Source organism: Jejuibacter sp. L23 (genome assembly GCF_050815825.1).
In the GTDB taxonomy this organism is placed as follows: Bacteria; Pseudomonadota; Gammaproteobacteria; order Enterobacterales; family Enterobacteriaceae; genus Jejubacter; species Jejubacter calystegiae.
Window position 1 is genome coordinate 1,764,948 of sequence record NZ_CP138199.1, and the last position, 24,664, is coordinate 1,789,611.

Consider the following 24,664-nt stretch of genomic DNA (forward strand, 5'->3'; position numbering starts at 1 on the left):
CTTGTAAACCAATTTAAAAAGATTTAGGTTTACAAGGATAACCAAAAACCGAAATAAACAACACCCCCATTGGAGAGGCTCATGACTCATCCCGCTCGCTGGACAATGGAGCAGGTTAACGCCCTGTTCGATAAACCCTTTCTGGATCTGCTGTTCGAAGCGCAGCAGGTACATCGCCAGCATTTCGACCCGCGTCAGGTGCAGGTGAGCACGCTGTTGTCGATTAAGACCGGCGCCTGCCCCGAAGACTGTAAATACTGCCCCCAGAGCGCGCGCTACAAAACCGGGCTGGAGGCGGAAAAGCTGATGGAGGTCGAACAGGTACTGACCTCTGCCCGCCAGGCGCGGGATGCCGGATCCACCCGTTTCTGCATGGGGGCGGCGTGGAAAAACCCTAACGATCGCGATATGCCATACCTTGAGCAGATGGTTCAGGGGGTGAAGGCGCTGGGTATGGAAACCTGCATGACGCTGGGAACCCTCAGCGACGAACAGGCCCAGCGGCTGGCGGGCTCCGGTCTGGATTATTACAACCACAACCTGGACACCTCGCCGGAGTTCTACGGCAATATCATCACGACCCGCAGCTATCAGGAGCGGCTGGACACCCTTGATCGGGTACGAGACGCCGGGATCAAAGTGTGTTCTGGCGGTATTGTCGGCCTGGGGGAAACGGTGAAAGACAGAGCCGGTCTGCTGTTACAGTTGGCGAATCTACCCACGCCCCCGGAAAGCGTGCCGATCAACATGCTGGTGAAGGTGAAGGGGACGCCGCTGGCTGAAAACGACGATGTCTGCCCTTTCGATTTTATTCGTACCATCGCCGTGGCGCGCATCATGATGCCGCGTTCTTACGTGCGTTTGTCTGCCGGTCGCGAACAGATGAACGAACAGACTCAGGCTATGTGTTTTATGGCCGGGGCCAACTCGATTTTCTATGGCTGCAAGCTGCTCACCACTCCTAATCCGGAAGAGGATAAAGATCTGCTGCTGTTCCGCAAACTGGGGCTGAATCCGCAGTCGCACGGCGTGGAAGCGGGTGATAACGAACAGCAGGAGCAGTTGACCCGCCAGATCGAACGCGCTGACGCCAGCGCTCCCTGGTACGACGCGGCTGCGCTATGAGCTGGTCGCAGCGCATCGATGCCGCGCTTGATGAACGACGCGCCGCTGATAGCTTCCGGGTTCGGCAGTCGCTGAGCGGCGGCAATGGTCGGCTGTTGCAGATGGGAGAGCGCCAGTGGCGCAACTTTTCCAGTAACGATTATCTGGGGCTGAGCCGCCATCCGGAAATCATTGCCGCCTGGCAGGATGGCGCGGCGCGCTACGGCGTAGGGAGCGGTGGTTCCGGCCACGTTACCGGCTACAGCGAAGCCCACGAAACCCTGGAGCGGGAACTGGCCGACTGGCTGGGCTATCCGCGCGCGTTGCTGTTTATCTCTGGTTTTGCCGCTAATCAGGCGGTGATAAGCGCGCTGGCCCGCAGGGAGGATCGGCTGGTGGCGGATCGATTGAGCCACGCCTCGCTGCTGGAAGCGGCGAGCCTGAGCCCGGCGCAGCTACGGCGCTTTCCCCATAACGATATGGCGGCGTTAAGCCGTCTGCTGGCCGCTCCCTGCGCCGGTCAGCAACTGGCGATCACCGAAGGGATCTTCAGTATGGACGGTGACCGCGCGCCGCTGGCGGAGGTTCACGCTATCACCCAGGCCAGCGGTAGCTGGCTGATGGTGGACGATGCCCACGGCACTGGCGTTATCGGGGAGCAGGGGCGCGGCAGCTGTCATCAGGCCGGGATTCAGCCCGAACTGCTGGTAGTGACCTTCGGCAAGGCCTTTGGCGTAAGCGGTGCGGCGGTGCTGTGCAGCGAGTCGGTTGCCGATTATCTGCTGCAGTTCGCCCGTCATCTGATTTACAGCACCGCCATGCCACCCGCCCAGGCCCAGGCGTTATCGGCGTCGCTTGCGATAATCCGATCGCCGCAGGGAGACACGCTGCGTCGGCACTTGCAGCGTCTGACTGCCCGCTTTCGGGCCGGAGCGGCAGGGTTGCCGTTTCAGCTCGCGGCATCGGAAACGGCCATCCAGCCGCTGATTGTTGGCGATAACGGTCGCGCATTGCGACTGGCTCAGCGCCTGCGTGAACGCGGATTCTGGTGCTGCGCGATTCGTCCACCAACGGTGCCTGTCGGGACTGCGCGGCTGCGGCTGACCCTGAGCGCGGCCCATCAGGAACAGGATATCGATGCGTTACTGGAGGCGCTGAATGACTGCCGTGAATAAACAGGCCGTGGCCGGCGCCTTCGGGCGGGCGGCCGCCACCTACGACCGATTTGCCGAACTGCAGCGTCTTAGTGGTCAGCGGCTGATGCAGGAAGCCGGAGAGCGGACCCCGGACCGGGTGCTTGATGCCGGTTGCGGTACCGGTTTTTTCAGTCACCTCTGGCGCCAGCGCGGCAGTCAGGTGATTGCCCTGGACCTGGCTCCGGCCATGCTGACCCGGGTGCGGGCCTGCGAGGCGGCTCACCATTGCGTGCAGGGTGATATCGAGGCGTTACCGCTGGCGACTGATAGCGTCGAACTTGCGTGGAGCAGCCTGGCGGTGCAGTGGTGCAGCTCCCTCTCCCGCGGCCTGTCGGAGCTGAAGCGGGTGACACGTCCCGGAGGTCGGGTGCTGTTCAGCACTCTGTGCGACGGCTCGCTGCCGGAGCTGCATCAGGCGTGGCGGGCGGTGGATAGCCAGCGCCACGCCAATCGCTTCCTGACCGCCGGGCAGATTGCGCGTGCGGCTGACGCGCCCGGTATGCGCTGGTTCTGCGAGACGGTCAGGCTGCATTTTGCCGATCCGCTCAGCGCCATGCGTTCGCTTAAGGGCATTGGTGCCACCCATCTGCACGACGGCCGTACCGCCCGAACCCTGACCCGCAGCCAGCTTAAGGCGCTGACCCTGGCCTGGCCGCAACATGAGGGGCAATTTCCTCTGAGTTATCAACTGTTTTATGGAGTGATCGAGAAGTGACTAAGCGCTGGTTTGTAACCGGAACCGATACCGAAGTGGGAAAAACCGTCGCCAGCTGCGCGCTGTTACAGGCCGCCGCCCGGGCGGGCTGGCGCACGGCGGGCTATAAACCGGTGGCGTCCGGAAGCCGGATGACCCGTGAAGGGATACGTAATGGCGATGCTCTGGCCCTGCAGCGTCACAGTACCCTGACGCTGGACTATGCCCAGGTGAATCCGCTGGCGTTTCTGGAGCCGACCTCGCCGCATATCGTCAGCACAGAAGAGGGCAGGCCTATTGAATTCAGCCAGCTTTCCGCCGGGCTGCGTGTTCTGGAGCAGCAGGCTGACTGGGTACTGGTGGAAGGTGCCGGGGGCTGGTTTACGCCACTGTCTGAACGCCGCTATTTTTCCGACTGGGTCGTGGAAGAGCAACTGCCGGTCATTCTGGTGGTGGGGATTAAGCTTGGCTGCATCAACCATGCGCTGCTGACCGCCGCCGCGGTGCAGAGCGCCGGGCTGCGGCTGGCGGGCTGGGTCGCCAATAATGTTCAGCAACCCGGCCGCCGCCATGCGGAATACCTTGCCACGCTGCGCGAGCGGTTGCCCGCGCCGATGCTTGGCGAGATCCCCTGGCTTACGGATCCTGCCGTACCTGGCGACCGGTGGCTCGATCTGACCCTGCTTGACGCCTAAGGCGCCATCCAGCCCAGTAGTCGTTCATCCAGTTGACCTGGCCTGCCCTGGGCCAGGTTACGGCCGCGATGCAGTAGACAGAAACGATCCGCCACTTTGCGGATGAACGACAGGCTGCACTCGGCCATCAGAATCGTCATTCCAAACTCCTGAACCAGCCGTTTCACCAGCAGCGCCATCTCTTCCAGCGGCGTTTGCGGGTGTGCGCTCAGGGGCTCATCCAGAATCAGCAGCCGTGGAGCAGTGACCAGCGCCAGAGCTAACGACAGCTGCTGTTGCAGCACACCAGGCAGCGCGCTGGCGCGCAGATGTCGGATGGCATAAAGCGCCGGAAACAGGGTGTCGATCAGCGGCGGAATGGCGCGGGGAGCGGTATTCACCGCTCTGTGCGCGATATGCAGATTCTCCTCGACCGAAAGCTGAGTAAACAGCCGCCGACCCTGGGGCAGGTAGCCAATGCCCAGTGCCGCCCTGCGTGCGACCGACATATTACGCAAATCCTCCGGCGGACCACCGGGGGCATGCCAGAGCAGGGTGCCGCTCTGTACCGGCAGGTGGCCGGTGATACAGTTGGCCAGGGTGGTTTTACCCGCGCCCGGCTCGCCTAACAGACAGGTGCACTCTCCCGGCGCCAGCTCCAGATCCACATTCCATAATACGTGGCGCTCACCGTAAAACTGATTCACTGCGCGTACACTCAACATGGCTCACTCCTCCGCCTGGGTTATCGGCCACCGCGTGCGCGGCTATCAGGAACCACTGCAAATCGCTTGCCAGCTATTTCAATGAGCGGAAAGAGCAGACACCCGCTAAAAAAACGGATAAAACGCTGCAATGCAGAGTTTTACTCTGCTGGCTGGGGCGTCAGCCTGCACTTCACCGGTGCCGGGGGGCTCGCCCTTTTGGTGCAGAAAGGGGACTTTATGGTGCCAGACTGGAATGTGCCTCGGACGGTTTAAGAGAGAAAAAAAAGCGCAAAACTTTTTTTTGCGGCCTGACACACACAAATCAGGGCTTTTGGACAGACGGCATGGTCTGTGGGCCTGGAGCAGTTATCCACTATTCCTGTGGATAACCTTGTGCATTAGAGTTAGAAAACCTGCGGTAAGCAAGAAAAGACGCGGTCCGCGCCTGAATTGGTGTCAAAGCCGCCTTTATTTAAAAATTAATTTATTTCAACGAGTTAAATAAAATCAATCCTTGTCATAAAACTGCCATCTCAGGAAATAAAACTTTCATCGCCTTGCTTGACAAATGTTAAAATTTACCCGCTCTCTGGGGATAACCGAAATCGCCAGGTTAAATCATCCGATGCGGCGGCCAAACGGCAGATTTTTACCGGTGAATCGGTGTGAGGAGGGGGAGGTGAATAGCAGGTTACTGTGTTTTCATCCAGCTATTGTGATTGGCAAAAGCCGCCATGGCGAGTAAAATTACTCTCCGGCTTGCACACTTCTTCACCACCAGGTAGCCCGCCATGAGCAAAGCGTTAAAACTCCACTCCGCCTTCCAACCTTCCGGCGACCAGCCTGATGCCATTAAACGCCTCTGCGAGGGGCTGGATGACGGGCTGGCGCACCAGACTCTGCTGGGGGTAACCGGCTCGGGGAAAACCTTCACTATTGCCAACGTCATCGCGAATTTGCAGCGCCCCACCATGGTGCTGGCGCCGAACAAAACCCTGGCGGCGCAGCTGTATGGCGAAATGAAGGAGTTCTTCCCGGAAAACGCGGTGGAGTATTTCGTCTCTTATTACGATTACTATCAGCCCGAAGCTTACGTGCCCAGCTCCGATACCTTTATTGAAAAAGATGCCTCTGTGAACGAGCACATCGAGCAGATGCGACTGTCGGCCACCAAAGCGCTGCTGGAGCGGCGCGATGTGGTGGTGGTGGCATCGGTATCCGCTATCTATGGTCTGGGCGATCCCGACCTCTACCTGAAGATGATGCTGCATCTGACCGTCGGGATGCTGGTGGATCAGCGTTCGATTCTGCGGCGTCTGGCGGAGCTGCAATACACCCGTAACGATCAGGCGTTCCAGCGCGGCACCTTCCGGGTGCGCGGCGAGGTTATCGATATCTTCCCGGCGGAATCCGACGAGATAGCGCTGCGGGTGGAGCTGTTCGATGACGAAGTGGAGCGGCTGTCGCTGTTCGATCCGCTGACCGGCCACGTGGAGTCCACGGTGCAGCGCTACACCATCTACCCCAAAACCCACTATGTGACGCCGCGCGAGCGCATCATCCAGGCGATGGAAGAGATCAAAGTCGAACTGGCCGATCGCCGCAAAGTGCTACTGGCTAACGATAAACTGCTGGAAGAGCAGCGCCTGAGCCAGCGTACTCAGTTCGATCTGGAGATGATGAACGAGCTGGGCTACTGCTCGGGCATCGAAAACTACTCACGCTATCTTTCCGGGCGCGGCCCGGGCGAGCCGCCGCCGACCCTGTTCGACTATCTGCCCGCAGACGGACTGCTGGTGGTGGATGAATCCCACGTGACCATTCCCCAGATTGGCGGCATGTTCCGCGGTGACCGGGCGCGTAAAGAGACCCTGGTGGAGTACGGTTTTCGGCTGCCGTCGGCGTTGGATAACCGCCCGCTGAAATTTGAAGAGTTCGAGGCGCTGGCGCCCCAGACCATCTACGTTTCCGCGACGCCGGGCAATTACGAGATGGAAAAATCCGGCGGCGATGTGATCGATCAGGTGGTGCGGCCTACCGGCCTGCTGGATCCGATGATCGAGGTCCGACCGGTAGCGACTCAGGTGGACGATCTGCTGTCGGAGATCCGTCAACGTGCCGCACGCAACGAACGGGTGCTGGTGACCACCCTGACCAAACGCATGGCGGAAGACCTGACCGAATATCTGGAAGAGCACGGGGAGCGGGTACGCTATCTGCATTCGGATATCGATACCGTGGAGCGGATGGAGATTATTCGCGACCTGCGACTGGGCGAATTCGATGTGCTGGTGGGGATCAACCTGCTGCGAGAGGGGCTGGATATGCCGGAAGTCTCGCTGGTGGCGATTCTTGATGCCGATAAAGAGGGCTTCCTGCGTTCAGAACGCTCCCTGATTCAGACCATTGGCCGCGCTGCGCGTAACGTTAACGGCCAGGCGATTCTGTACGGCGATAAGATTACTCCTTCCATGGCGAAGGCGATTGGCGAAACCGAACGCCGTCGCGAGAAGCAGCAGCGCTATAACGAAGAGCACGGCATTGTGCCCCAGGGGCTTAACAAGAAGGTGGTGGATATTCTGGCGCTGGGCCAGGGGCTGGCGCGCACCAAAGCGAAGGGACGCGGTCGCGGTCGGGCGGCCGCAGTGCCGGAAGCGGCAGAGATGACGCCGAAGGCGCTGCAGCAGAAGATTCAGCAACTGGAAGAGCAGATGATGCAGCACGCCCGGGATCTGGAGTTCGAAGAGGCGGCGGCATTGCGCGACCAGATTCACCAGCTGCGCGAACTGTTTATCGCCGCTTCTTGATCAGCCCAGCGCCTGGAGCGCTTTTTCCAGCGCCAGGCGCAGCAGGTGGCGATCGTGGCGGTAGGGAATGTCGCTGGCCTCCAGCGGCTCCTCAATGATAGTCCGGTCGCCGCAGCCCTGGGTGCTGACGCCGGGGCGCGCCACCACCGCATCTACAAAGTGTTTCCCCACGTGGCGCTCCATGAGCGCCAGCCGTTGACCCAGATCCAGATCGGCGGCGGGACTGTGTTCCGCGCCCAGGTTATCGATAAACACCACCGGTGCCGGGGTTCGGCGCAGAGCCTGGGCCATATCTTCAAGCAGCAGAATGGGCATCAGGCTGGTATAGAAGCTGCCGGGCCCCATAATGATCAGATCGGCGTCGGCAATGGCCTGCAGGGCTTCGCGGGTGGTCTGGCCCTTTGGCGATAGCATCAAATCCGCCGGAGGCGCGCTGAGCTGGTCGATATCCACCTCGCCATACACCAGATTACCATCGCTGTCGGTAGCGGCCAGATCCAGCGGCTGTTCGGACATGGGGATCAGAAAAGCATCGACCTTGAGCAGGTTGCGAATCAGGTTAATGGCTTCCAGCGGCCGCACGCTCAGGTGATCCAGCGCCTTTAACATCAAATTTCCGAGGTTATGGCCCGAAAGCTCGCCATTACCGCCAAAACGATACTCAAACATCGCCGATGCCACGCTGGGCTCGGTAATTAACTGGTTCAGGCAGTTGCGCGTATCCCCCCAGGCAATACCGCCTTCGGAGCGGCGGATACGGCCTGTGGAGCCGCCGTTATCGGTGGTGGTAACAATGCCGGTAAGGCGCGAGCCCAGAGAGGAGAGGGCAGACATCACGCGCCCCAGCCCGTGACCACCGCCCAGGGCGACCACCCGGTCAAGATCGGCAAAAGTGCGACTACGCATAGCGATTCCTTCAGGATAACTTTCCGCCCTTAAGGTAGCGCAAAGTGGTGGAAAAGACGAATTGCGGTTACTCTTGCCTCCTGAGTCGATGAATGCCGTTGCAAACTCTTCAGCGTTTGTCGGTAGTGCAATTTCGGGTACCATCAGGAATCCTCAGAATATTGCGTAATCCGGAAAATGCATTTTTGGTTTAATTCAGTCGTTCTCATTTACAGGAAATCATTGACCCGGCGATGATGAAATATATTAGAAAGAGCCTTGCGTTAAGCTCTGTCACTACAAAGAAAATGGCGACTGATGATCCGCAGCGACTTGAGTTGTTAAAAGATCGATTAAAAAGCCGATTCGGCGTGCCTGTCAGCATACATATAACAGGTATTCCCTTAGCTATCAGCATGATACTTGCCATTTTTTGCTACGCCATGCCACAGGTTTCTGTCTGGATGATGCTGTTTCGCTGGCTGGGGTTACCGGAACATAAGGTATTAATGGGAGTGTTCTTTGCCGCAGTGGTTTATTGTGTGATTATTATGACCACTATGTTACTGACTTCACGTGGTTCTTTAACGGGATATAAATTACATCTTGTGGTTATTGTGTTGACAGGAATGATAGCCAGTGTTTATTTTGTCTCTTCCTGGTTTTCATTTTTATTCGGCTCTGTTGATAATTACACGCCGCAGATACCATCTGTTTTAGGGCTGATATTCTTCGGTCTGAGTATTATGTGGATGAATTTGTCGGTGTTCTATCGGTCAATAGCCTGATGTTACATAACCGGGTATGGCGTAAGCAACTGAAAATAGAGGCACGGCATGGGGCAGGGATCAGGCGTTCGGATTATCACGGTGGGTGAATGACTAATTCAACCTTAATAAAACAATAAAATAAGCCACTCCATTTTAAGGAGTGGCTTATTTTTAAAGTGAAGCAACAGGAACTTTAGCAACTATTTTCCTGACTCTACTGATGACGCTTTTGTGACACAATGGTGAGTGAATATCCCATGGAAAGAAGATAATGAAATCACCATCTTTCAACGTCATTTGATTCAGATCAAGATCGGGACGATCGTAAAAATAATTATCATCCTCTGGTTTTTCCATATTAGGTTTTATATCCCCAAGGCAACCAAATTCAGCCAGCTCATTTCCAGAGATCACGAATTGAACATCAATAAAGTCTTTATGTGTTTCAGGAGTGCGTTTCTCAGGCAGATCAGTATTCGCTGTAAATGTCTTAAAAATAACGCCATTTACTTCTTTCTGTCCATCAGGATGCACTGAAAAATCTAAATCCTTAATCGCGCTGAGAACTTCATAGATGGCAACTGGCAGCTCAATCTGAGATTTACTTAATTGTTCGATATTTCCTGTAATCATGGTCACTACCGTTTCGCCAGTTCTTGTACTTCTGCCCAGACGCCATCATCCGCCGGAATACCGTTTGCGCTGAAATTAGTACGGTTAGCCAGCTCCATTTCACCAGGGTAGTACACATCACGCTGGCCTTCGGCTGGAGTCGAGGTTTTCACATACTCAGCGACACTCGCGGCCATATTTTCACTGAATTCTTTACCGCCAAAATGTTTAGGATCAAACACCATAAATACCTGACTCGCACCGGTACAACTACCTTCCTGGATTTTATCGATCTCGTTAGTCGGCACACCGGCAGTCAGGAATGCCGCCATGGCATCGAGCAGTACTGCCATGCCAGAGCCTTTCCAGTAGCCGGTTGGCAGGATACGCATAGACTCTTCAATCGGACCAGGTTCATCCGTCAGGTTACCCTCTTTATCAAAACCACCAGGGAACGGCAATTTTTCACCTTTGAGACGGGTTACTTGCAGCTTGCCGTAAGCGTACTGAGACATTGCCATATCAAGAACCAGGGCACCTTTTTTCATCGGTACAGCCATGACATAAGGGTTATTACCTAGACGTGGGTTTTTAGCTCCCCATGCTGGCATACAGGATTCTGTATTCGTCCAGCAAATCGCGGCATAACCTTTCTCAGCGGCTTTCCAGCCGTAGGTACCGCCACGCATCCAGTGGGTGGTATTGCGCATACCAACGATCGCGATACCAAATTCACTGGCGAGCTGCATTGCTCTTTCCACTGCAAACAGTGAATTGGTAATGCCGATGCCGCGCTGACCATCGTAAATCTCCATGCTGCCAAGGGTTTTGACCTGCTTAGGCTCAGCGTTAATATCCACCCAGCCTTTTTTAACGTAATCCACAAAACGGGCAACACGGTTCAGACCATGAGAGAAAATACCATCGCAGCTCGCTTCGGTATGAATTTGAGCACAAATGTCAGCTTGCTTTTCGCTTAAACCAGAATTCATAAATGCTTGTTTAACGGTGTGCTTCATCTCGTCAAATTTAACTAATGCCATAACGTATCCTTTATATATTAAGAATTAACTCTGTGATGCTTTTGATAAAGAAGTATCCTCACGAGAAACTTTGTTGTTTCCCCACAGGTATTCATAGTCCCAGCCGGTAAGTAATTCGACTATTTCTTTTGTCTCTGGTGTTACATTTTTTTTGCTGCCATTGTTTTTTAGCCGACTAATTTCATCGACAAGGACCGCATGATTTTTCTGCGTGAGTCTGAACTTCAATGAGCAGAGAATACCGAAGGTAAGGAATGCAACAGAACCAACGCCGAACACCATTACAATACCATGAATTGTTTCAGGACCTTGTGACATGCTTTTTGCGACGAACCCATAATACTGAAGAATAACACCGACCAGGAAGAGAGCAAGGGCCTGCACAGCTTTACGCACAAATGTCATTACGCCTGCGAAAATACCTTCCCGGCGTTTGCCTGTAAGCATTTCATCGATATCCGGAATAAAGCTATAAATATTCCAGCAGACATAATAAGTACCTGAACGACCGATTCCCATCAGCAGCGCTGCGACATAGACCAGCCAGGAACTATACGGCAGGGCGAAAAAATGAATGGCCAGGAACAATGTCACGCTCAGCAACATAAAGCTTTGCGCAATTTTATATGACTTGCCATTACCAAATTTAATACAGAGGGTAATAAATAAAGCTACACATAAAAATTGCACTATCGTCATAAACGTTAAGGCATTTGAAGCATTAACCGGCGTCTCGCCCAGGACAAAGATTATGTAATACGCAAGTATCGCTCCGAGGACGTCAAGCGCCACATATGCGCCCAGGTACATGCCAACGTGTTGTCTGAACGTTCTTAACTGGAACGTAGATATCAGGGAACGGAACAGATGCTTCATATCCTGGGAGAAGTCCTTTCTCGGTGAATCAGGGTCAAAGGCTATAGGCCGCTCCCATGTAAAGAGATACAGGCAGAGAATAACCACTGCAAAAAGCACCCCAAAGATAACCCCCATATAGAGGAATGAAGAGGGGTTACTATCCCCAAGAAAGTTGATGATCCGTCCTGGTAACCAGGCCGCAAGAATGCCAGCTCCGGTTGAGAAGAACATCCTTATCCCAGTCAGTTTCGAGCGTTCTTTGAAGTCATTAGTCATTTCTGCGGCTAACGTTTCATAGGGAACAATAACTAAGGTATATGCGACATAGAACAGGATGTAAGTTGATAGGTAATAGAAGAAGCCCATTCCGTTTATCCACATGATAATATAAGTAAACATTACAAGTGGCCCGCCAAACAGAAAGAAGAATCCCCTACGACCATATTTCTGGCCAATCCTGGTTCGATAAAAATTATCGGTGACATAACCCATTAACGGGTCAAAAAATGCATCCAGGAGACGCGCGATAGCAATAATAGCTCCTGCCTGTGCCGGGCTTAATCCGGCATAGGTGGTATAAAAGAACATTAACCAAAGGCCAAGTACAGCGAAACTGCCACCGCCAAAAAAATCACCGCCGCCATAAGCCAGCATATTTTTTAGCTTTATAGGCTTATCCATGTCACGATTTATCATTTTATACCCTTAAGACTGTCAATCATTTAGGTTGGTTAAAATCTACGCCGATGAATACTACCATACAAGTTTAACTATAAAAAAACATGTCCTACTTCACATAAATATTTACATAGGTTGTTAACCAATAGAATATTAAGCATAGATTGAAATATTAAAAAATACCCATATTTCAATTGGTTAATATATTATTACGCTGTACTTGTTAGTTAGTTCGTTGACGAACGTAAACTGTCGATATTGGTGTCTGAATCATTCAGAAATACTTTGCCTAAAGCTCCGCTTATGGCACAGGGCCGCTGTTGCAGCCCTGTCAACCTTAGGCTTCAATCGATTCAGAGATCTCTAGCGCATCATCGACTTCAATGCCAAAATAACGGACTGTACTTTCCAGTTTCTTGTAGCCCAACAGAAGTTGGATCTGAACAAAGGGAAGAGATCAGCTACCATATGCCACATCAGATACTTTGAGTTTGACCAGATCACAGCCCCGAAGCTTACTGTCCAGGGCCATATTGAATGGAGCTAAATCGCGCGTTTTACCTTCCAGTTCAAGTCGGATTCGGATACCCCAGATATGAGATATCTGAAGTGGTCTTTTTTGGCCTATGATACGGTCTTTGTTCCACGGTGACGTGTTCATACTCAAATCTCCTGCAATGTGGGAGATTTGAGTATGGTTGTCCCTTATGAGCGATAAGCGGAAGTTCACCTTTTTAGTACCTGAACCCTACATCGCAATAAATAAAAAATGTAGGGTTCGTTTTGCAGGGATGCTTACACTTACACTGTCATGTAAGTGAAATTAGACAGGCATTCTTTCTCGTAACACCGTGATAAATTCGTGTAGCCCCGGCAAATTATGACGGTTACGGGGATAATAAAGATACATAGCTGGCTCTACAGGTGACCAGTCAGGCAAGACAACTCTTAATTCACCATTTTTAATATACTTTTCAACCCTTTTTTCCGGACAGTAGGTGATCCCTACATCGCCAAGAGCAAGGTCTATGCCCGTGATGGTGTCACCAACACATACCTGTCCCGGGACATCAATTTCACGGTAGTCGCTATCTTTTCTGAATTCCCATTTATAGATAGTTCCTGCACCCGTACGAATTTGAATACAAGAGTGCGCCATAAGGTCTTCCGGAATAAATGGAGACTGATGGTGGTAAAGATATCGTGGTGACGCTACGGCAACCCATCGTAATTCCTGACCTAATTTTACCGCGATAAAATCTTCAGGTACGGTTCCACCATAGCGAATCCCCGCATCGAACCCCTCTGAAATGATATCTACCATGCGATCATCAACAGTGATATCAATCTGCATATCCGGGTAGCGTTTTAAAAATGCGGGAAGATGAGGACCAATAATCAGTCTTGCGCCGTCATGGAGGACATTGAGTCGAAGGCGTCCGACAGGTTTTTCTCTGGATGCATTAATTTCGTCTAAGGCTTCAATGATTTCTTCAAAACCAACGTTCAGACGGGCCGACAGCTTCGCACCAGCCTCTGTGGGCGAAACGGTTCGACTGGTTCGGTTAAGTAGCCTTACACCGAGTCTTCCTTCAAGGTTTCTGACGGCGTGACTCAAGGCAGATGTGGTTATCCCTAGTTCAACAGCGGCCTGAGTAAAGCTTCGCAACCTCTCTACAGCCCGGAAAGCATTAAGGTCTGCAAGATCGCTACGGGATAAACGGGCTACCGGTCGTACAGGCATAGTGACACCTCAAATCGTTGAACATGACTCACGAATACATCTCGTGATATTCAATAATATGCCATGGGGTCGGGTTTTGTTGAATTCAATTTAGTGGATTGCTTTCCAGTGTTGAGTTGAATTCAACAAAGCATCCTGGTTAATTCATCAGAAAAGCCTGCATTTGCGATTAAAATCGTTTCCTACAAGATCTGGGGCCTTTGCTGGCCTCAGGTCATCATTGTGCCGCAGTTCTTTCAGGTTGATTTATGCATAATTCCGAAACGCTGAATAATGAAGATATCTTCGACAAAGATAATCTGGTGAAGCCACCGATAAGCTTGTTTGCGGCTATCCTGACGTTAGCGCTGGGCGGCCTTTTTATTGGTACAGGTGAGTTTGCCACAATGAGTTTGCTTCCCTCTCTGGCAAACGCAACCCAGGTTTCTATCCCCATCGCGGGACAATATATTAGCTCATACGCCGTTGGTGTTGTGATTGGGGCACCGGTGATGGCAGTTATTGGAGCAAGATGGCCGAGAAAATGGCTGCTTTATTGTCTGCTGTTTATCGCTTTATTGGGCTACGCGTTTAGCGCTCTTGCATGGAGCTACCCTTCACTAATGGTAGCGCGTTTCATCTCAGGCCTGCCTCATGGAGCATGGTACGGTGTCGCCGGGCTGGCTGCATCTGTGATGGTACCCGAATCGAGGCGTACTCAATATATCGGCTATGTGATGTTAGGTCTTGCTGCTGCCAATGTGGCAGGCGTTCCTGCAATGACATGGCTTGGACAACAAATGGGCTGGCGGGTGGCTTTCTCGTTCGTAGCAGTCGGTGTCACGATCACCGCATGTATGCTCTAATTCTTCATACCTTCAACCTCGCCTGACCATAATGCTTCACCCTTGAGAGAATTGAGTGCCCTGGCAAAGCCTCAGGTCTGGTTTACGCTGGCCGTAGCCACTGTCGGTTTTGGCGGAATGTTTGCTGTTTATAGTTATATCACGCCAACTTTGACTCAGGTCTCTCGCTTTTCTCTATCAGAGGTTCCTGCGGTGCTAGTCTTGTGGGGAATGGGTATGGTCTGTGGAAATATAATTGGCGGCTGGATGGCAGACAAATCACTTATCCCGGCCATCTTTATCATGCTCTTCTGGAACATTGGCTGCCTGGGGTTATTTGCTCTCGTCGCACAATGGAAATGGGCTGTCCTGATTGCATTATTCCTGCTGGGAAACGGTTTTGCCCTGGTTCCTGCTCTCCAGAGTCGCCTAATGAACGTCGCCAGCGATGCTCAGACACTGGCTGCCTCGCTCAATCACAGCGCCTTTAACCTATCTAATGCCATCGGTGCTTCATTAGGTGGTATGGCAATCGCTGCTGGGGCTGGTTGGGCGACCACGGGTTGGGTTGGCGCTGCTCTGGCATCTGGAGGATTAGTTTTCATGGTTTTATCCGTAATTGCATCTAAAAGGAGTCAGCATGCCTGACAATATAATTATCCGCGACAACGTAGCAGTTATCACCGGGGCCGCTCATGGGCTTGGCGCTGCAATGGCAAGACGTTTTGCTTCCGAAGGAATGCAACTGAGCTTATTCGACAGAGATGAGCAGGCACTTTTGTCTTTATCTGAATCACTTGCGGTCAAAACTTGCAGCACAGTTGGCGATGTGGCCAGCAATGAAGACCTGCAAACGTTTTATAACAACACGAAGACTGAATTTGGCAATGTGTCATTACTGGTGAACAATGCCGCAGTGAATACCGGAGCCGGTCCCTGGGATGAGCCAGAACGCTGGCTGAAACACTTATAGATTAACCTGCTTTCTGCCATCACTCTTCAGCATTTATTTGTTCCGGATATGCTCTCTCATCATACCCCTGCTGCTGTGGTAAATCTGGGTTCGAAAGAAGGCATCACCACACCACCCGGTAATGCTGCCTACAGTGCCGGGAAAGCCGCTATTAAAGTACTTACGGAACAGTTAGCGCATGAGCTTCGTCAGATTGCAGCCGATCGCGTAACGGCCCATCTTCTCATTCCAGGCTACACCTGGACCCCGATGAATTTTCCGGGGATGGATGAGAAGAACGATATTCAGCCAGAAGCCGCATGGACTGCAGCTCAGGTAGTTGACTACTTCATAACTGGCTTCACCCGTGGGGATTTTTATATCCTGTGCCCTGATAATGAAGTCACACCTGAGATGGATGCTAAACGAATAGCATGGGCAAACCAGGACATTATAGAGAATCGTCCGGCACTTTCCCGCTGGCACCCGGACTGGAAAGAACAGTTTGATACGTGGATGAAAAAGTAACGTTGATAAGACAACGGGGTAATTATCATCTCTTGTGATTGTAATCTGTAATGTCCGCTCCTGGCACAAAGCAGCCATTGCACATAGCGTAAAAATAAAGCAGGCAAAGGCGTAGTGACTTCGTGGGTTTTTACCTGTAGAGGGATAGGTATAGCAACCTGGGGCAATGGTATGAACGGCATAGCCGGTAGCTCGCCTGGGAAGAACGCTCTCTGCACACGCCAAACGCTGGTGGCACTTTGCGTTGACCGGGCGCTGCAGGAGATAATGATGTATATCAAAGCAAAAGCGCGATTTTGACGTATTCTGTCGTCAACGTATTGAATATTAACGCTATATATAAATATATATAACGAAAGATGCGGTTGGCGAAAAGCAAAAATTGCAGCTACTATCGCCTCTGTAACGACACAATTAAACACTCAAGCCTTTGCCGCCTAAGTCAGACTACGATACGGCGCTCAGGCCGTGGCTCCGGGCCACCAGGGTGCAGGAAGAAATGACTGCATCTCCCGATATCTGGAAAGGTGTACATGGTCACACAACTTACCGACGCGTTTGAGCGTAAATTTTACTATCTGCGCCTCTCAATTACCGATGTCTGCAACTTCCGCTGCACTTACTGTCTGCCGGACGGATATCGCCCCCATGGCGTCACCAATAAGGGCTTTCTGAGCCTCGACGAGATTCGCCGCGTCACCCGCGCTTTTGCCGCGCTGGGCACCGAAAAAGTACGCCTGACCGGCGGCGAGCCGACCCTGCGCCGTGACTTTACCGATATTGTGGCCGCCGTTGCTGAAAACCCGGCGGTTCGCCAGATTGCGGTGACCACCAACGGTTATCGCATGGCGCGCGACGTTCGCGCCTGGCGCGATGCGGGACTGACCGCCATCAACGTCAGCCTGGACAGTCTGGATGCCCGTCAGTTTCACGCCATTACCGGCCAGGATAAGTTCGACCAGGTGATGGCTGGTATCGATGCCGCCTTCGACGCGGGCTTTGAGCGGGTAAAGGTCAACACCGTACTGATGCGCGACGTCAACCATCACCAGCTCGACACCTTCCTGGACTGGATTCAGTCGCGGCCGATCCAACTGCGCTTTATTGAGCTGATGGAAACCGGCGAAGGGGGCGAACTGTTCCGCAAGCATCATATCTCTGGCGCGGTACTGCGCGACGAACTGCTAAGACGCGGCTGGATCCACCAGATCCGCAGCCGTAGCGACGGCCCGGCCCAGGTCTTCTGCCATCCCGACTATGCCGGTCAGATAGGCCTTATCATGCCCTACGAGAAGGACTTTTGCGCCAGCTGCAACCGGCTGCGCGTGTCGTCCATCGGAAATCTGCATCTGTGTCTGTTCGGCGATGGCGGCATTGCGCTACGCGATCTGCTGGCCGACGATGACCATCAGGATGAGCTGCGCGCGCGTATCGAACGCGCGCTGACCCATAAAAAACAGACTCACTTCCTGCATGACGGCCATACCGGCATTACCCAGAATCTTTCGTATATCGGCGGCTGAGCCGCGGACAGCCTGACGGGGCGGGCGAACAGCTCCGCAATCAAGGAGAATAACAATGAGTAAGGTAAGCGCAGAATTTATTGCGGCGCGCATCGCCGTATTAACTATTTCCAGCCGACGCGGCGAAGATGATGATACCTCCGGCCACTACCTGCGCGATGCAGCCCTGGAGGCTGGCCATCAGGTGGTGGCGAAAGCGATAGTTAAAGAGAACCGCTATGCCATTCGCGCCCAGGTGTCCGCCTGGATTGCCGACGAGAACGTCCAGGTGGTACTGATTAACGGCGGTACCGGTTTTACCGAGGGCGATCAGGCGCCGGAAGCGCTGCTACCGCTGTTTGACCGTGAAGTCACCGGTTTTGGCGAGCTGTTCCGGATGCTCTCTTTTGAAGAGATCGGCACCGCCACGCTGCAGTCGCGTGCGATTGCCGGTATCGCTAACCGAACGCTTATCTTCGCGATGCCGGGGGCGACCAAAGCCTGCCACACAGCCTGGGAGAAAATTATCGCAGCCCAGCTTGATGCCCGTAACCGCCCCTGTAATTTCCATCCGCATTTGAAGAGCTAACGATGTCGCAACTGACCCATATTAATCAGTCCGGCGAAGCGCACATGGTGGACGTCTCCGCGAAGGCGGAAACTACCCGCGAAGCGCGCGCCGAAGCCTTTGTCACCATGCGCCCGGAAACCCTGGCGATGATTGTCGACGGACAGCACCATAAGGGTGATGTGTTCGCCACCGCACGTATCGCCGGGATCCAGGCCGCCAAGCGCACCTGGGAGCTGATTCCGCTGTGCCATCCACTGCTGTTAAGCAAAGTGGAAGTGTCCCTGAACGCTGAACCAGAGCACAGCCGGGTGCGTATCGAGGCCATGTGCCGCCTGAGCGGTAAAACCGGCGTAGAGATGGAGGCTCTGACCGCCGCGTCGGTGGCGGCGCTGACTATCTACGATATGTGTAAAGCGGTGCAGAAAGATATGGTGATTGGCCCGGTGCGTCTGCTGGCCAAGAGCGGTGGCAAATCCGGTGATTTCAGGGTGGAACAACATGATTAATGTGCTCTTTTTTGCCCAGGTGCGCGAACTGGTGGGCTGCGACAGCCTGAGCCTGGAAGGAGAGTTTAGCGACGTGGAATCCCTGCGTCGCGCCCTTGTCGAACGTGGCGACCGCTGGGCGCTGGCTTTGGCGCCCGGTAAACTGCTCTGCGCGGTCAATCAGACCCTGGTGCCCGTCACCCATTCGCTGCGCGACGGCGACGAAGTCGCCTTCTTCCCACCGGTTACGGGGGGCTAAAACGATGCAGGATACCCGAATTCGCGTAGGCCGTGACGGCTTTAACGTTGGTGAAGAATACCAGTGGCTGGCCGCCTGCGACGCCGATGGCGCGGTGGTGACTTTTACCGGTAAGGTGCGCAACCATAACCTGGGAGACAGCGTCAGCGCGTTGACTCTGGAGCACTACCCTGGAATGACCGAAAAGGCGCTGGCGGAAATCGTGGTTGAAGCGCGCGAACGCTGGCCGCTTCAGCGCGTGACGGTAATTCACCGCATCGGCGAACTGTGGCCCGGCGACGAGATAGTCTTTGTCGGTGTGACCGGCGCCCACCGCAGCCAGGCCTTCGAAGCGGCCGAATTTATTATGGATTACCTGAAAACCCGGGCGCCGTTCTGGAAACGGGAAGCCACGCCGGAAGGAGAGCGCTGGGTCGAAGCCAAAGAGAGCGATAAGTCCGCCGCCGGACGTTGGTGATCCTCCCCCTTGCGAATGTGTTAATCTTAAGATCCCAGGGGTAATTTTGTGAGGAACCATCATGGACCGATATCCACGTTCTGATTCAACCGTCGTTCAACAGGGCAGCCGCCTGCAAACCTATATGGCGCAGGTTTATGGCTGGATGACTTGTGGCCTGCTGCTGACCGGCTTTGTCGCCTGGTATGCCGCTAACACGCCGGAACTGATGATGTACATCTTTTCCGGCAAGTTTATCTTCTTCGGGCTGATTATCGCCCAACTGGCGCTGGTGTTTGTGCTTTCCGGACTGGTGCATAAGTTAAGCCCTGGTGTCGCCACCGGGCTGTTTATGCTCTATTCGGCGCTCACCGGGCTGACCTTCTCCAGCATCTTCCTGGTTTATACCTATTCGTCCATCGCCAGCACTTTTGTGGTGACCGGCGGCATGTTCGGCGCCATGAGCCTCTACGGCTACACCACTCAGCGCGATCTCAGCAAATGGGGCAGCCTGCTGTTTATGGGGCTGATTGGCCTGATTCTGGCATCGCTGGTGAATCTGTGGCTTAAAAGCACGCCGCTGATGTGGGCGATTACCTATATCGGGGTGCTGATCTTCGTAGGGCTGACGGCCTATGATACCCAGAAGCTGAAGAATCTTGGCGAGCAGATAGATACCCAGGATAAGGCCCAGATGCGCAGATACTCCATTCTGGGGGCGCTGACCCTCTATCTGGACTTCATCAACCTGTTCCTGATGCTGCTGCGTATTTTCGGCAACCGCCGTTAACCGCCTACCGCGCCGGGCTTTCAGGCCTGGCGCGGCCCTCCATCCACAGATAGCCCAGGGTGGCCAGCAGCAGCGGAATAAAGAAGTAGAGCAACCGCCAGGTGAGCAGGGCGGCGAGCAGCGTTCCCTGATTCACGTGACTGCCAGCCAGCAGCGCAATAAACACCCCCTCCAGTACGCCAATTCCCGCCGGAATATGAACGATCACCCCGGCAATGCTGCTGACCAGTAACACCCCCAGCACCAGCAGATAAGCGGGCCTGTCGCCCATCAGTACCCAGATAATCGCCGCCATGGTCATCCAGTTGGCGCTGGAGAGCAGTAATTGCGCCAGTGCGAATTTTCCGTCAGGCAGCGCCAGCGTAAGGCCGCGCAGGGTAAAGCGCCGCCGTTTCAGGCGGGCGCAGCACCACAGCCAGCCCGTCACCAGCGCCAGCAGCAGCGCCCCCAGCAACTGGAGCGTTCGCGGCGTAATGTACCAGTGGGCGGGCAGGGGGACCGCCCCCAGGCTGAACAGCAGGCCGCCCAGCAGCAGATAGCCGAGCCAGTTGGTGGTCAGGCTGAGCGAAAAGATAGCGGCGATGGTGCTACCGCTCAGTCCAGGGCGGGAATAGAGGCGGTAGCGCATGGCGATGCCGCCGACCCAGGTGCTTAGCGTCAGGTTAAAGGCGTAGCAGATTGCGGCGATCGAGATCACTTTGCCTGCACCCAGAGAGTGACCGCACCAGGCCCGGGCCAGCAGATCGTAACCGCCATACAGCAGATAACTGAACGCCGCCAGTCCGGCGGCGAGCAGCAGCGTGGAAGGGGGGAGTTGCAAAAACGCCCGCCACACTTCCGGCCAGTCGACCTGACGCGCCCAGAAGACAATCAGCGTCAGCACCCCCAGCACAAACAGCCAGTTCAGCAAGCGCGTAACGCGGCGCCAGTGCGGATGGGCGGCGGCCATCAGGGTTTAACCTCCGGGCGGTCACTCTGGGTAGACTGCCCGTTATTTTGAGGTTTGACCCGGGTCACGCGCGGCAGATGAGCCGGCAGCCAGCCCACCATGGCGGGGAAGTGGCGCAGGAAGTGGAAGGCCAGCACGCTGAAGGCCAGATTCCACCAACTGCGGCGCGGCAGCATGTTCTCATCCACCCGCTTGCTCTGGTGTTCGATAAGGGCGTCCAGATTATCGCGCAGCTCCTGATTAAAGTCGCTGTCGTGGATCATCAGATTGGCCTCCAGGTTAAGCGACAGGCTGAGCGGATCCAGGTTACTGGAGCCGACGGTGGCCCAGTGTTGGTCCATCACGGCCACTTTGCCGTGCAGGGCGCGGGTCTGATATTCGAAGATTTGGACCCCGGCCTTGAGCAGGTAGCGATACAGCAGGCGCGACCCCACCTGGACGATGGGCATATCGGGCTGTCCCTGAACCAACAACCGCACCTGCACGCCGCGCCGGGCCGCGTTACGCATGGCGTGTAGCAGACGGTAGCCGGGAAAGAAGTAAGCATTGGCGATAGTGACATCGCGTCGGGCGCCCGCCAGCATTTTCAGATAGTAGCGTTCGATATCGTCGCGGTGCTGGCCGTTGTCGCGCCAGATAAATAGCGCCTGCGCCTCGCCGGCGTGGGGTTCGTGAGAAGGGCCGTGGCCGCGCCAGCCGTAAAAGGGGCGCTCCGGTTCCGGCAGAGTACTTTCCACATAGCTGCGGATATCCTCCACCACCGGGCCGGTGACCATCACGGCATAGTCTTGTTTGGCGTCAGTGCCGTAGCTGGCCATATGCTCGTCGCTAAAGTTAAGGCCGCCGACGAAGGCGACTCGCTCATCCACGACTACGGTTTTACGATGCATGCGGCGGAACAGATTGGTTCGCATGCCGAACAGCCTGGGGCGCGGATCGTAATAGCGGACGATGACTCCGGCGGCTACCAGTTCGTCAATAAAGTGTGCGGAGAGTTCCGGGGTGCCGTAGCCGTCCAGCAGGCATTCGACGCGAACGCCGCGTCTGGCGGCCGCCAGCAGGGTATGGCGCAGTCGCCAGCCTACGCTGTCCTCGAACCAGATAAAGGTTTCCAGCAGCACCTGAGTGCGGGCAGAGGCGATAGCGTCGAACACCGCCGGGAAGAACGCCTCGCCGTTTTCCAGTAACTGAATATGGTTGCCCTGGCGCCAGCGGTTTTTCACAGGTGAATCTCCACGGCCAGCGGGGCGTGATCGGAGAGATGACGCCAGTCGCGTAGCGTCAGCGCCCAGGGGGTGCTGGCAGAGGCGTATTTAACGTAGATACGGTCCAGGCGCAGCAGGGGGAAGCGTACCGGAAAGGTGCGCGCCGGGCGTCCTCTGGCGCGGGTAAAGACCTCGTCCAGCCCGGCCAGCTCCCGCAGCGGCCGGTTGGCTTTCTGGCGCCAGTCGTTAAAGTCACCTGCCACCACTATCGGCTGATCGGCAGGCAGGTCGTTGACCAGGCTCGCCAGTTGCCGCAGCTGGATGGCGCGATGGCTGTCGTGCAGCCCCAGGTGCACGCAAATAATATGGATATGCTGACCGCTTTCCGGTAGCAGAATGCGGCAGCGTAGCAGGCCGCGCTTTTCGTGGCCGGGGATGGAGACATCGTGATTTTCAAACTGCTCAATGGGAAAGCGGGAAAGAATGGCGTTGCCGTGGTGCCCTTCGGGGTAGACGGCGTTGCGGCCGTAGGCGTAGTCGCGCCACATGGTATCGGCCAGAAATTCATAGTGGGGCGCATCCGGCCAGCCGGCCACCCTTAAGGCGTGGATCTCATGCTCCCCCAGCACTTCCTGCAGGCAGACGATGTCCGCCGAGACGCTGCGAACCGCCTCGCGCAGCTCTGGCAGGATAAAACGCCGGTTCAGGGCGGTGAACCCTTTGTGGGTGTTGATGGTCAGCACCCGCAGCGAAAAATGCGCCGTTTTGTCGGTCATGAGCCTCCCACAAATGCCTCTCCGTAGACGATAAAGTGTAGTCTTTGTCACAAAAAGTTGGCGGGATACGGAATTTTCCTTAAAGTACTGTACTCTGAAAGAACAGAAAAAAAGACTAAATGGAGACGAGCCATGAAGTGGCAACAACGTATTCGTGTGGCAACTGGCATGAGTTGCCTGCAGATTATGCTGCATTTACTGGTAGTCGCATTACTGGTTATGGGCTGGTTGAGCAATACGATGGTGCGCGTCGGGCTGGGGCTCTGCACGCTGTACGCGGTCACGCTGATGCTGATGTTAGTGTTCCAGCGCCATGCGGAAGGCTGGCGCCGGGAGTTTGCCGATCTGCTGGAAGAACTGACCACCGCCTGGTACTTCGGGGCTGCGCTGATCGCCATCTGGCTGCTTTCCCGGGTGGTGCATAACAATTTTCTGCTGGCCGTTGCCGGACTGGCGCTGCTGGCTGGCCCGGCTCTGGTCTCACTGCTGATTAAAGACCGCCGCCGCTCAGGCGATCTTCCTGCGAAACATAGCGTACGCCGCTAATCCTGTTGTGGCCGCTATCACCAGTAGCGGCCATAAGCTCTGCCAGATGATGTGGAAGCTGGCATCCTTCAAATAGATCTGCTTGGTGATTTCGGTAAAGTGACGGATGGGGTTTACCCAGGTCAGGTTCTGTAACCAGACCGGCATATTCTCGACCGGAGAGACATACCCCGATAGCAGAATCGCCGGCATCATAAAGACAAAGACCCCGATAAACGCCTGCTGCTGGGTGGCGCACAGCGACGAAATCAACAGCCCGAACCCCACCAGCGACAGCCCGTACACCACCATGGTGAAGTAGAACAGCAGCAGCGAACCGGCAAAGGGTATCTGGTAAACCAAAATACCGGCCAGCAGCACGATAGTGGCCTGGAAAGTAGCGACGATAAGCGCAGGAATCGCTTTACCGACAAAAATCTGCCAGGTGGTAAGCGGCGAAACCAGCAACTGGTCGAGGGTGCCCTGTTCGCGTTCGCGCGCCACGGAAAGCGAAGTCACAATCATAATCCCGACGGTGGTGATCATCGCCACCAGCGACGGCACCACGAACCAGTCATAGTCCAGGTTGGGGTTGTACCAGTTACGCACCACCAGCTCGCTGTTGCCGCTGCGCTCCTGGCCCTGAGTCAGCTCATTCTGATAATCCATAACAATCTGCTGCAGATAGCGGGCCGCTATCTGAGCGCTGTTGGAATTTCGCCCGTCGAGAATCAGTTGAAGCTGGGTGGGCTTGCCCTGATCGAGATCCCGGGAAAAGCTTGCCGGAAAGCGGGCCACCAGCAGGGCCTTCTGAGTATCGATAGTGGGCTGGACTTGCTGAGGGCCGTGCAGTCGCAGGACGTGGCTGAAGGCGTTAGCCCGGGCAAAGCGCTGGGTCAGCTCCACCGAATGCCTGCCGTTGTCTTCGCTGTAGATGGCGATGGTAGCGTTGGTCACTTCCAGGGTTGCCGCCAGCGGGAACAGCACCACCTGAATAATCACCGGTAGCACCAGAATGGCGCGGGTCTGAGGCTCTCGCAGCAGCGACTGTAGCTCTTTGCGAATCAGTGTCCATAAACGATGTAGCATC

Annotated in this window: 23 protein-coding genes, 3 pseudogenes and 1 riboswitch; of the genes and pseudogenes, 15 read left to right on the plus strand and 11 right to left on the minus strand. The window is 54.9% G+C overall.

The genetic code is table 11. The features are described from left to right. The first annotated feature begins 81 nt into the window (after positions 1 to 81). Genes bioB through bioD form a run of 4 tightly spaced genes read left to right on the plus strand, consistent with a single transcriptional unit; the run spans position 82 to position 3,689 of the window. Complete coding sequence (gene bioB / locus SCU88_RS08125) at positions 82 to 1,125, plus strand: biotin synthase BioB (RefSeq protein WP_138096502.1); 1,044 nt, start codon at positions 82 to 84, stop codon at positions 1,123 to 1,125. Beyond that, a complete protein-coding gene (gene bioF, locus SCU88_RS08130; RefSeq protein WP_138096503.1) occupies positions 1,122 to 2,279 on the plus strand; it encodes an 8-amino-7-oxononanoate synthase in 1,158 nt (385 codons plus the stop codon). Before bioB ends, bioF begins: the two co-directional genes overlap by 4 nt. Next, the gene (gene bioC / locus SCU88_RS08135; protein ID WP_175339704.1) at positions 2,263 to 3,015 is read left to right on the plus strand and encodes a malonyl-ACP O-methyltransferase BioC; all 753 of its coding nucleotides are present in this window, start codon (positions 2,263 to 2,265) and stop codon (positions 3,013 to 3,015) included. The genes bioF and bioC overlap by 17 nt, the downstream gene beginning before the upstream one ends. Then, positions 3,012 to 3,689, plus strand: a complete 678-nt coding sequence (gene bioD, locus SCU88_RS08140) for a dethiobiotin synthase (RefSeq protein ID WP_175339705.1) — start codon at positions 3,012 to 3,014, stop codon at positions 3,687 to 3,689. The genes bioC and bioD overlap by 4 nt, the downstream gene beginning before the upstream one ends. On the opposite strand, the gene SCU88_RS08145 is transcribed toward bioD, so the two are convergent. Next, positions 3,686 to 4,393 carry an ABC transporter ATP-binding protein gene (locus SCU88_RS08145; RefSeq protein WP_138096505.1) on the minus strand — a complete coding sequence of 236 codons (708 nt, stop codon included), beginning with the start codon at positions 4,391 to 4,393 and terminating at the stop codon, positions 3,686 to 3,688. The two genes, bioD and SCU88_RS08145, sit on opposite strands and share 4 nt — an antisense overlap. Before the next feature lie 773 nt (positions 4,394 to 5,166). Here SCU88_RS08145 and uvrB point away from each other — a divergent pair. Further along, a complete protein-coding gene (gene uvrB, locus SCU88_RS08150) occupies positions 5,167 to 7,182 on the plus strand; it encodes an excinuclease ABC subunit UvrB (protein ID WP_175339706.1) in 2,016 nt (671 codons plus the stop codon). Here uvrB and yvcK read toward each other — a convergent pair whose 3' ends face one another. After that, complete coding sequence (gene yvcK / locus SCU88_RS08155) at positions 7,183 to 8,088, minus strand: uridine diphosphate-N-acetylglucosamine-binding protein YvcK (protein ID WP_138096507.1); 906 nt, start codon at positions 8,086 to 8,088, stop codon at positions 7,183 to 7,185. A 233-nt stretch (positions 8,089 to 8,321) separates the two neighbouring features. On the opposite strand from yvcK, the gene SCU88_RS08160 reads away from it, so the two are divergent. After that, entirely contained in the window at positions 8,322 to 8,855 is a 534-nt protein-coding gene (locus SCU88_RS08160) for a hypothetical protein (RefSeq protein WP_431810111.1), read from the plus strand. Between the two features lie 153 nt (positions 8,856 to 9,008). Here SCU88_RS08160 and SCU88_RS08165 read toward each other — a convergent pair whose 3' ends face one another. The 5 genes and pseudogenes from SCU88_RS08165 to SCU88_RS08185 all read right to left on the minus strand — a co-directional run bounded on the left by SCU88_RS08165 (position 9,009) and on the right by SCU88_RS08185 (position 13,772). Continuing rightward, positions 9,009 to 9,470, minus strand: coding sequence for a YhcH/YjgK/YiaL family protein (locus SCU88_RS08165; protein WP_138096508.1), 462 nt, complete (start codon positions 9,468 to 9,470; stop codon positions 9,009 to 9,011). Positions 9,471 to 9,475: 5 nt separating this feature from the next. After that, on the minus strand, positions 9,476 to 10,492 hold the full coding sequence (gene yiaK / locus SCU88_RS08170) for a 3-dehydro-L-gulonate 2-dehydrogenase (RefSeq protein WP_175339707.1): 1,017 nt from the start codon (positions 10,490 to 10,492) through the stop codon (positions 9,476 to 9,478). 24 nt (positions 10,493 to 10,516) lie between these two features. Then, a complete protein-coding gene (locus tag SCU88_RS08175; RefSeq protein WP_175339708.1) occupies positions 10,517 to 12,046 on the minus strand; it encodes an MFS transporter in 1,530 nt (509 codons plus the stop codon). Between the two features lie 319 nt (positions 12,047 to 12,365). Next, positions 12,366 to 12,689 (minus strand): annotated as a pseudogene (locus tag SCU88_RS08180) (hypothetical protein). Positions 12,690 to 12,851: 162 nt separating this feature from the next. Beyond that, positions 12,852 to 13,772, minus strand: coding sequence for a LysR family transcriptional regulator (locus SCU88_RS08185; protein WP_138096511.1), 921 nt, complete (start codon positions 13,770 to 13,772; stop codon positions 12,852 to 12,854). A 248-nt stretch (positions 13,773 to 14,020) separates the two neighbouring features. On the opposite strand from SCU88_RS08185, the pseudogene SCU88_RS08190 reads away from it, so the two are divergent. The 8 genes and pseudogenes from SCU88_RS08190 to SCU88_RS08225 all read left to right on the plus strand — a co-directional run bounded on the left by SCU88_RS08190 (position 14,021) and on the right by SCU88_RS08225 (position 20,119). Further along, positions 14,021 to 15,244 (plus strand): annotated as a pseudogene (locus tag SCU88_RS08190) (MFS transporter). Positions 15,245 to 15,308: 64 nt separating this feature from the next. Further along, positions 15,309 to 16,076: pseudogene (locus SCU88_RS08195) on the plus strand (SDR family NAD(P)-dependent oxidoreductase). 407 nt (positions 16,077 to 16,483) lie between these two features. Then, a riboswitch (molybdenum cofactor riboswitch) is annotated at positions 16,484 to 16,622 on the plus strand. Further along, complete coding sequence (gene moaA, locus SCU88_RS08200) at positions 16,610 to 17,599, plus strand: GTP 3',8-cyclase MoaA (protein WP_175339709.1); 990 nt, start codon at positions 16,610 to 16,612, stop codon at positions 17,597 to 17,599. Its footprint overlaps the riboswitch before it by 13 nt. Before the next feature lie 55 nt (positions 17,600 to 17,654). Beyond that, positions 17,655 to 18,167, plus strand: coding sequence for a molybdenum cofactor biosynthesis protein B (moaB, locus tag SCU88_RS08205; protein ID WP_175339710.1), 513 nt, complete (start codon positions 17,655 to 17,657; stop codon positions 18,165 to 18,167). A 2-nt stretch (positions 18,168 to 18,169) separates the two neighbouring features. Continuing rightward, positions 18,170 to 18,655: a cyclic pyranopterin monophosphate synthase MoaC gene (gene moaC / locus SCU88_RS08210; protein WP_138096516.1), complete on the plus strand. Its 486-nt coding sequence runs from the start codon at positions 18,170 to 18,172 to the stop codon at positions 18,653 to 18,655. Then, complete coding sequence (gene moaD, locus SCU88_RS08215) at positions 18,648 to 18,893, plus strand: molybdopterin synthase sulfur carrier subunit (RefSeq protein ID WP_138096517.1); 246 nt, start codon at positions 18,648 to 18,650, stop codon at positions 18,891 to 18,893. Before moaC ends, moaD begins: the two co-directional genes overlap by 8 nt. 4 nt (positions 18,894 to 18,897) lie before the next feature. Next, a complete protein-coding gene (gene moaE / locus SCU88_RS08220) occupies positions 18,898 to 19,350 on the plus strand; it encodes a molybdopterin synthase catalytic subunit MoaE (protein WP_138096518.1) in 453 nt (150 codons plus the stop codon). A gap of 61 nt (positions 19,351 to 19,411) precedes the next feature. Beyond that, positions 19,412 to 20,119 (plus strand): Bax inhibitor-1 family protein, encoded by a 708-nt coding sequence (locus tag SCU88_RS08225; RefSeq protein ID WP_175339711.1) that lies wholly within the window; start codon positions 19,412 to 19,414, stop codon positions 20,117 to 20,119. A 4-nt stretch (positions 20,120 to 20,123) separates the two neighbouring features. On the opposite strand, the gene SCU88_RS08230 is transcribed toward SCU88_RS08225, so the two are convergent. The 3 genes from SCU88_RS08230 to SCU88_RS08240 are packed head-to-tail and all read right to left on the minus strand — an operon-like array spanning position 20,124 to position 23,049. Beyond that, positions 20,124 to 21,068: a lysylphosphatidylglycerol synthase domain-containing protein gene (locus SCU88_RS08230; RefSeq protein ID WP_175339712.1), complete on the minus strand. Its 945-nt coding sequence runs from the start codon at positions 21,066 to 21,068 to the stop codon at positions 20,124 to 20,126. Next, on the minus strand, positions 21,068 to 22,291 hold the full coding sequence (clsB, locus tag SCU88_RS08235) for a cardiolipin synthase ClsB (protein ID WP_175339713.1): 1,224 nt from the start codon (positions 22,289 to 22,291) through the stop codon (positions 21,068 to 21,070). Before clsB ends, SCU88_RS08230 begins: the two co-directional genes overlap by 1 nt. Then, positions 22,288 to 23,049 carry an endonuclease/exonuclease/phosphatase family protein gene (locus tag SCU88_RS08240; RefSeq protein ID WP_175339714.1) on the minus strand — a complete coding sequence of 254 codons (762 nt, stop codon included), beginning with the start codon at positions 23,047 to 23,049 and terminating at the stop codon, positions 22,288 to 22,290. The genes clsB and SCU88_RS08240 overlap by 4 nt, the downstream gene beginning before the upstream one ends. Positions 23,050 to 23,181: 132 nt before the next feature. On the opposite strand from SCU88_RS08240, the gene SCU88_RS08245 reads away from it, so the two are divergent. Then, positions 23,182 to 23,595 carry a YbhQ family protein gene (locus SCU88_RS08245; protein ID WP_138096523.1) on the plus strand — a complete coding sequence of 138 codons (414 nt, stop codon included), beginning with the start codon at positions 23,182 to 23,184 and terminating at the stop codon, positions 23,593 to 23,595. Here the strand turns inward: SCU88_RS08245 and SCU88_RS08250 are convergent. After that, on the minus strand, positions 23,557 to 24,663 hold the full coding sequence (locus SCU88_RS08250; RefSeq protein ID WP_138096524.1) for an ABC transporter permease: 1,107 nt from the start codon (positions 24,661 to 24,663) through the stop codon (positions 23,557 to 23,559). The genes SCU88_RS08245 and SCU88_RS08250 overlap by 39 nt on opposite strands. Position 24,664: the final 1 nt, after the last annotated feature.

What these genes read in the sequence shown, in the direction of transcription:
- yvcK (WP_138096507.1), bottom strand. Translation starts at nt 8,088, where the DNA reads ATGCGTAGTCGCACTTTTGCCGATCTTGACCGGGTGGTCGCCCTGGGC.
- bioB (WP_138096502.1), top strand. Translation starts at nt 82, where the DNA reads ATGACTCATCCCGCTCGCTGGACAATGGAGCAGGTTAACGCCCTGTTC.
- moaC (WP_138096516.1), top strand. Translation starts at nt 18,170, where the DNA reads ATGTCGCAACTGACCCATATTAATCAGTCCGGCGAAGCGCACATGGTG.
- yiaK (WP_175339707.1), bottom strand. Translation starts at nt 10,492, where the DNA reads ATGGCATTAGTTAAATTTGACGAGATGAAGCACACCGTTAAACAAGCA.
- SCU88_RS08225 (WP_175339711.1), top strand. Translation starts at nt 19,412, where the DNA reads ATGGACCGATATCCACGTTCTGATTCAACCGTCGTTCAACAGGGCAGC.
- SCU88_RS08240 (WP_175339714.1), bottom strand. Translation starts at nt 23,049, where the DNA reads ATGACCGACAAAACGGCGCATTTTTCGCTGCGGGTGCTGACCATCAAC.
- bioC (WP_175339704.1), top strand. Translation starts at nt 2,263, where the DNA reads ATGACTGCCGTGAATAAACAGGCCGTGGCCGGCGCCTTCGGGCGGGCG.
- SCU88_RS08230 (WP_175339712.1), bottom strand. Translation starts at nt 21,068, where the DNA reads ATGGCCGCCGCCCATCCGCACTGGCGCCGCGTTACGCGCTTGCTGAAC.
- bioF (WP_138096503.1), top strand. Translation starts at nt 1,122, where the DNA reads ATGAGCTGGTCGCAGCGCATCGATGCCGCGCTTGATGAACGACGCGCC.
- moaD (WP_138096517.1), top strand. Translation starts at nt 18,648, where the DNA reads ATGATTAATGTGCTCTTTTTTGCCCAGGTGCGCGAACTGGTGGGCTGC.
- SCU88_RS08175 (WP_175339708.1), bottom strand. Translation starts at nt 12,046, where the DNA reads ATGATAAATCGTGACATGGATAAGCCTATAAAGCTAAAAAATATGCTG.
- SCU88_RS08165 (WP_138096508.1), bottom strand. Translation starts at nt 9,470, where the DNA reads ATGATTACAGGAAATATCGAACAATTAAGTAAATCTCAGATTGAGCTG.
- SCU88_RS08145 (WP_138096505.1), bottom strand. Translation starts at nt 4,393, where the DNA reads ATGTTGAGTGTACGCGCAGTGAATCAGTTTTACGGTGAGCGCCACGTA.
- SCU88_RS08250 (WP_138096524.1), bottom strand. Translation starts at nt 24,663, where the DNA reads ATGCTACATCGTTTATGGACACTGATTCGCAAAGAGCTACAGTCGCTG.
- SCU88_RS08160 (WP_431810111.1), top strand. Translation starts at nt 8,322, where the DNA reads ATGATGAAATATATTAGAAAGAGCCTTGCGTTAAGCTCTGTCACTACA.
- moaB (WP_175339710.1), top strand. Translation starts at nt 17,655, where the DNA reads ATGAGTAAGGTAAGCGCAGAATTTATTGCGGCGCGCATCGCCGTATTA.
- uvrB (WP_175339706.1), top strand. Translation starts at nt 5,167, where the DNA reads ATGAGCAAAGCGTTAAAACTCCACTCCGCCTTCCAACCTTCCGGCGAC.
- SCU88_RS08245 (WP_138096523.1), top strand. Translation starts at nt 23,182, where the DNA reads ATGAAGTGGCAACAACGTATTCGTGTGGCAACTGGCATGAGTTGCCTG.
- moaE (WP_138096518.1), top strand. Translation starts at nt 18,898, where the DNA reads ATGCAGGATACCCGAATTCGCGTAGGCCGTGACGGCTTTAACGTTGGT.
- SCU88_RS08185 (WP_138096511.1), bottom strand. Translation starts at nt 13,772, where the DNA reads ATGCCTGTACGACCGGTAGCCCGTTTATCCCGTAGCGATCTTGCAGAC.
- moaA (WP_175339709.1), top strand. Translation starts at nt 16,610, where the DNA reads ATGGTCACACAACTTACCGACGCGTTTGAGCGTAAATTTTACTATCTG.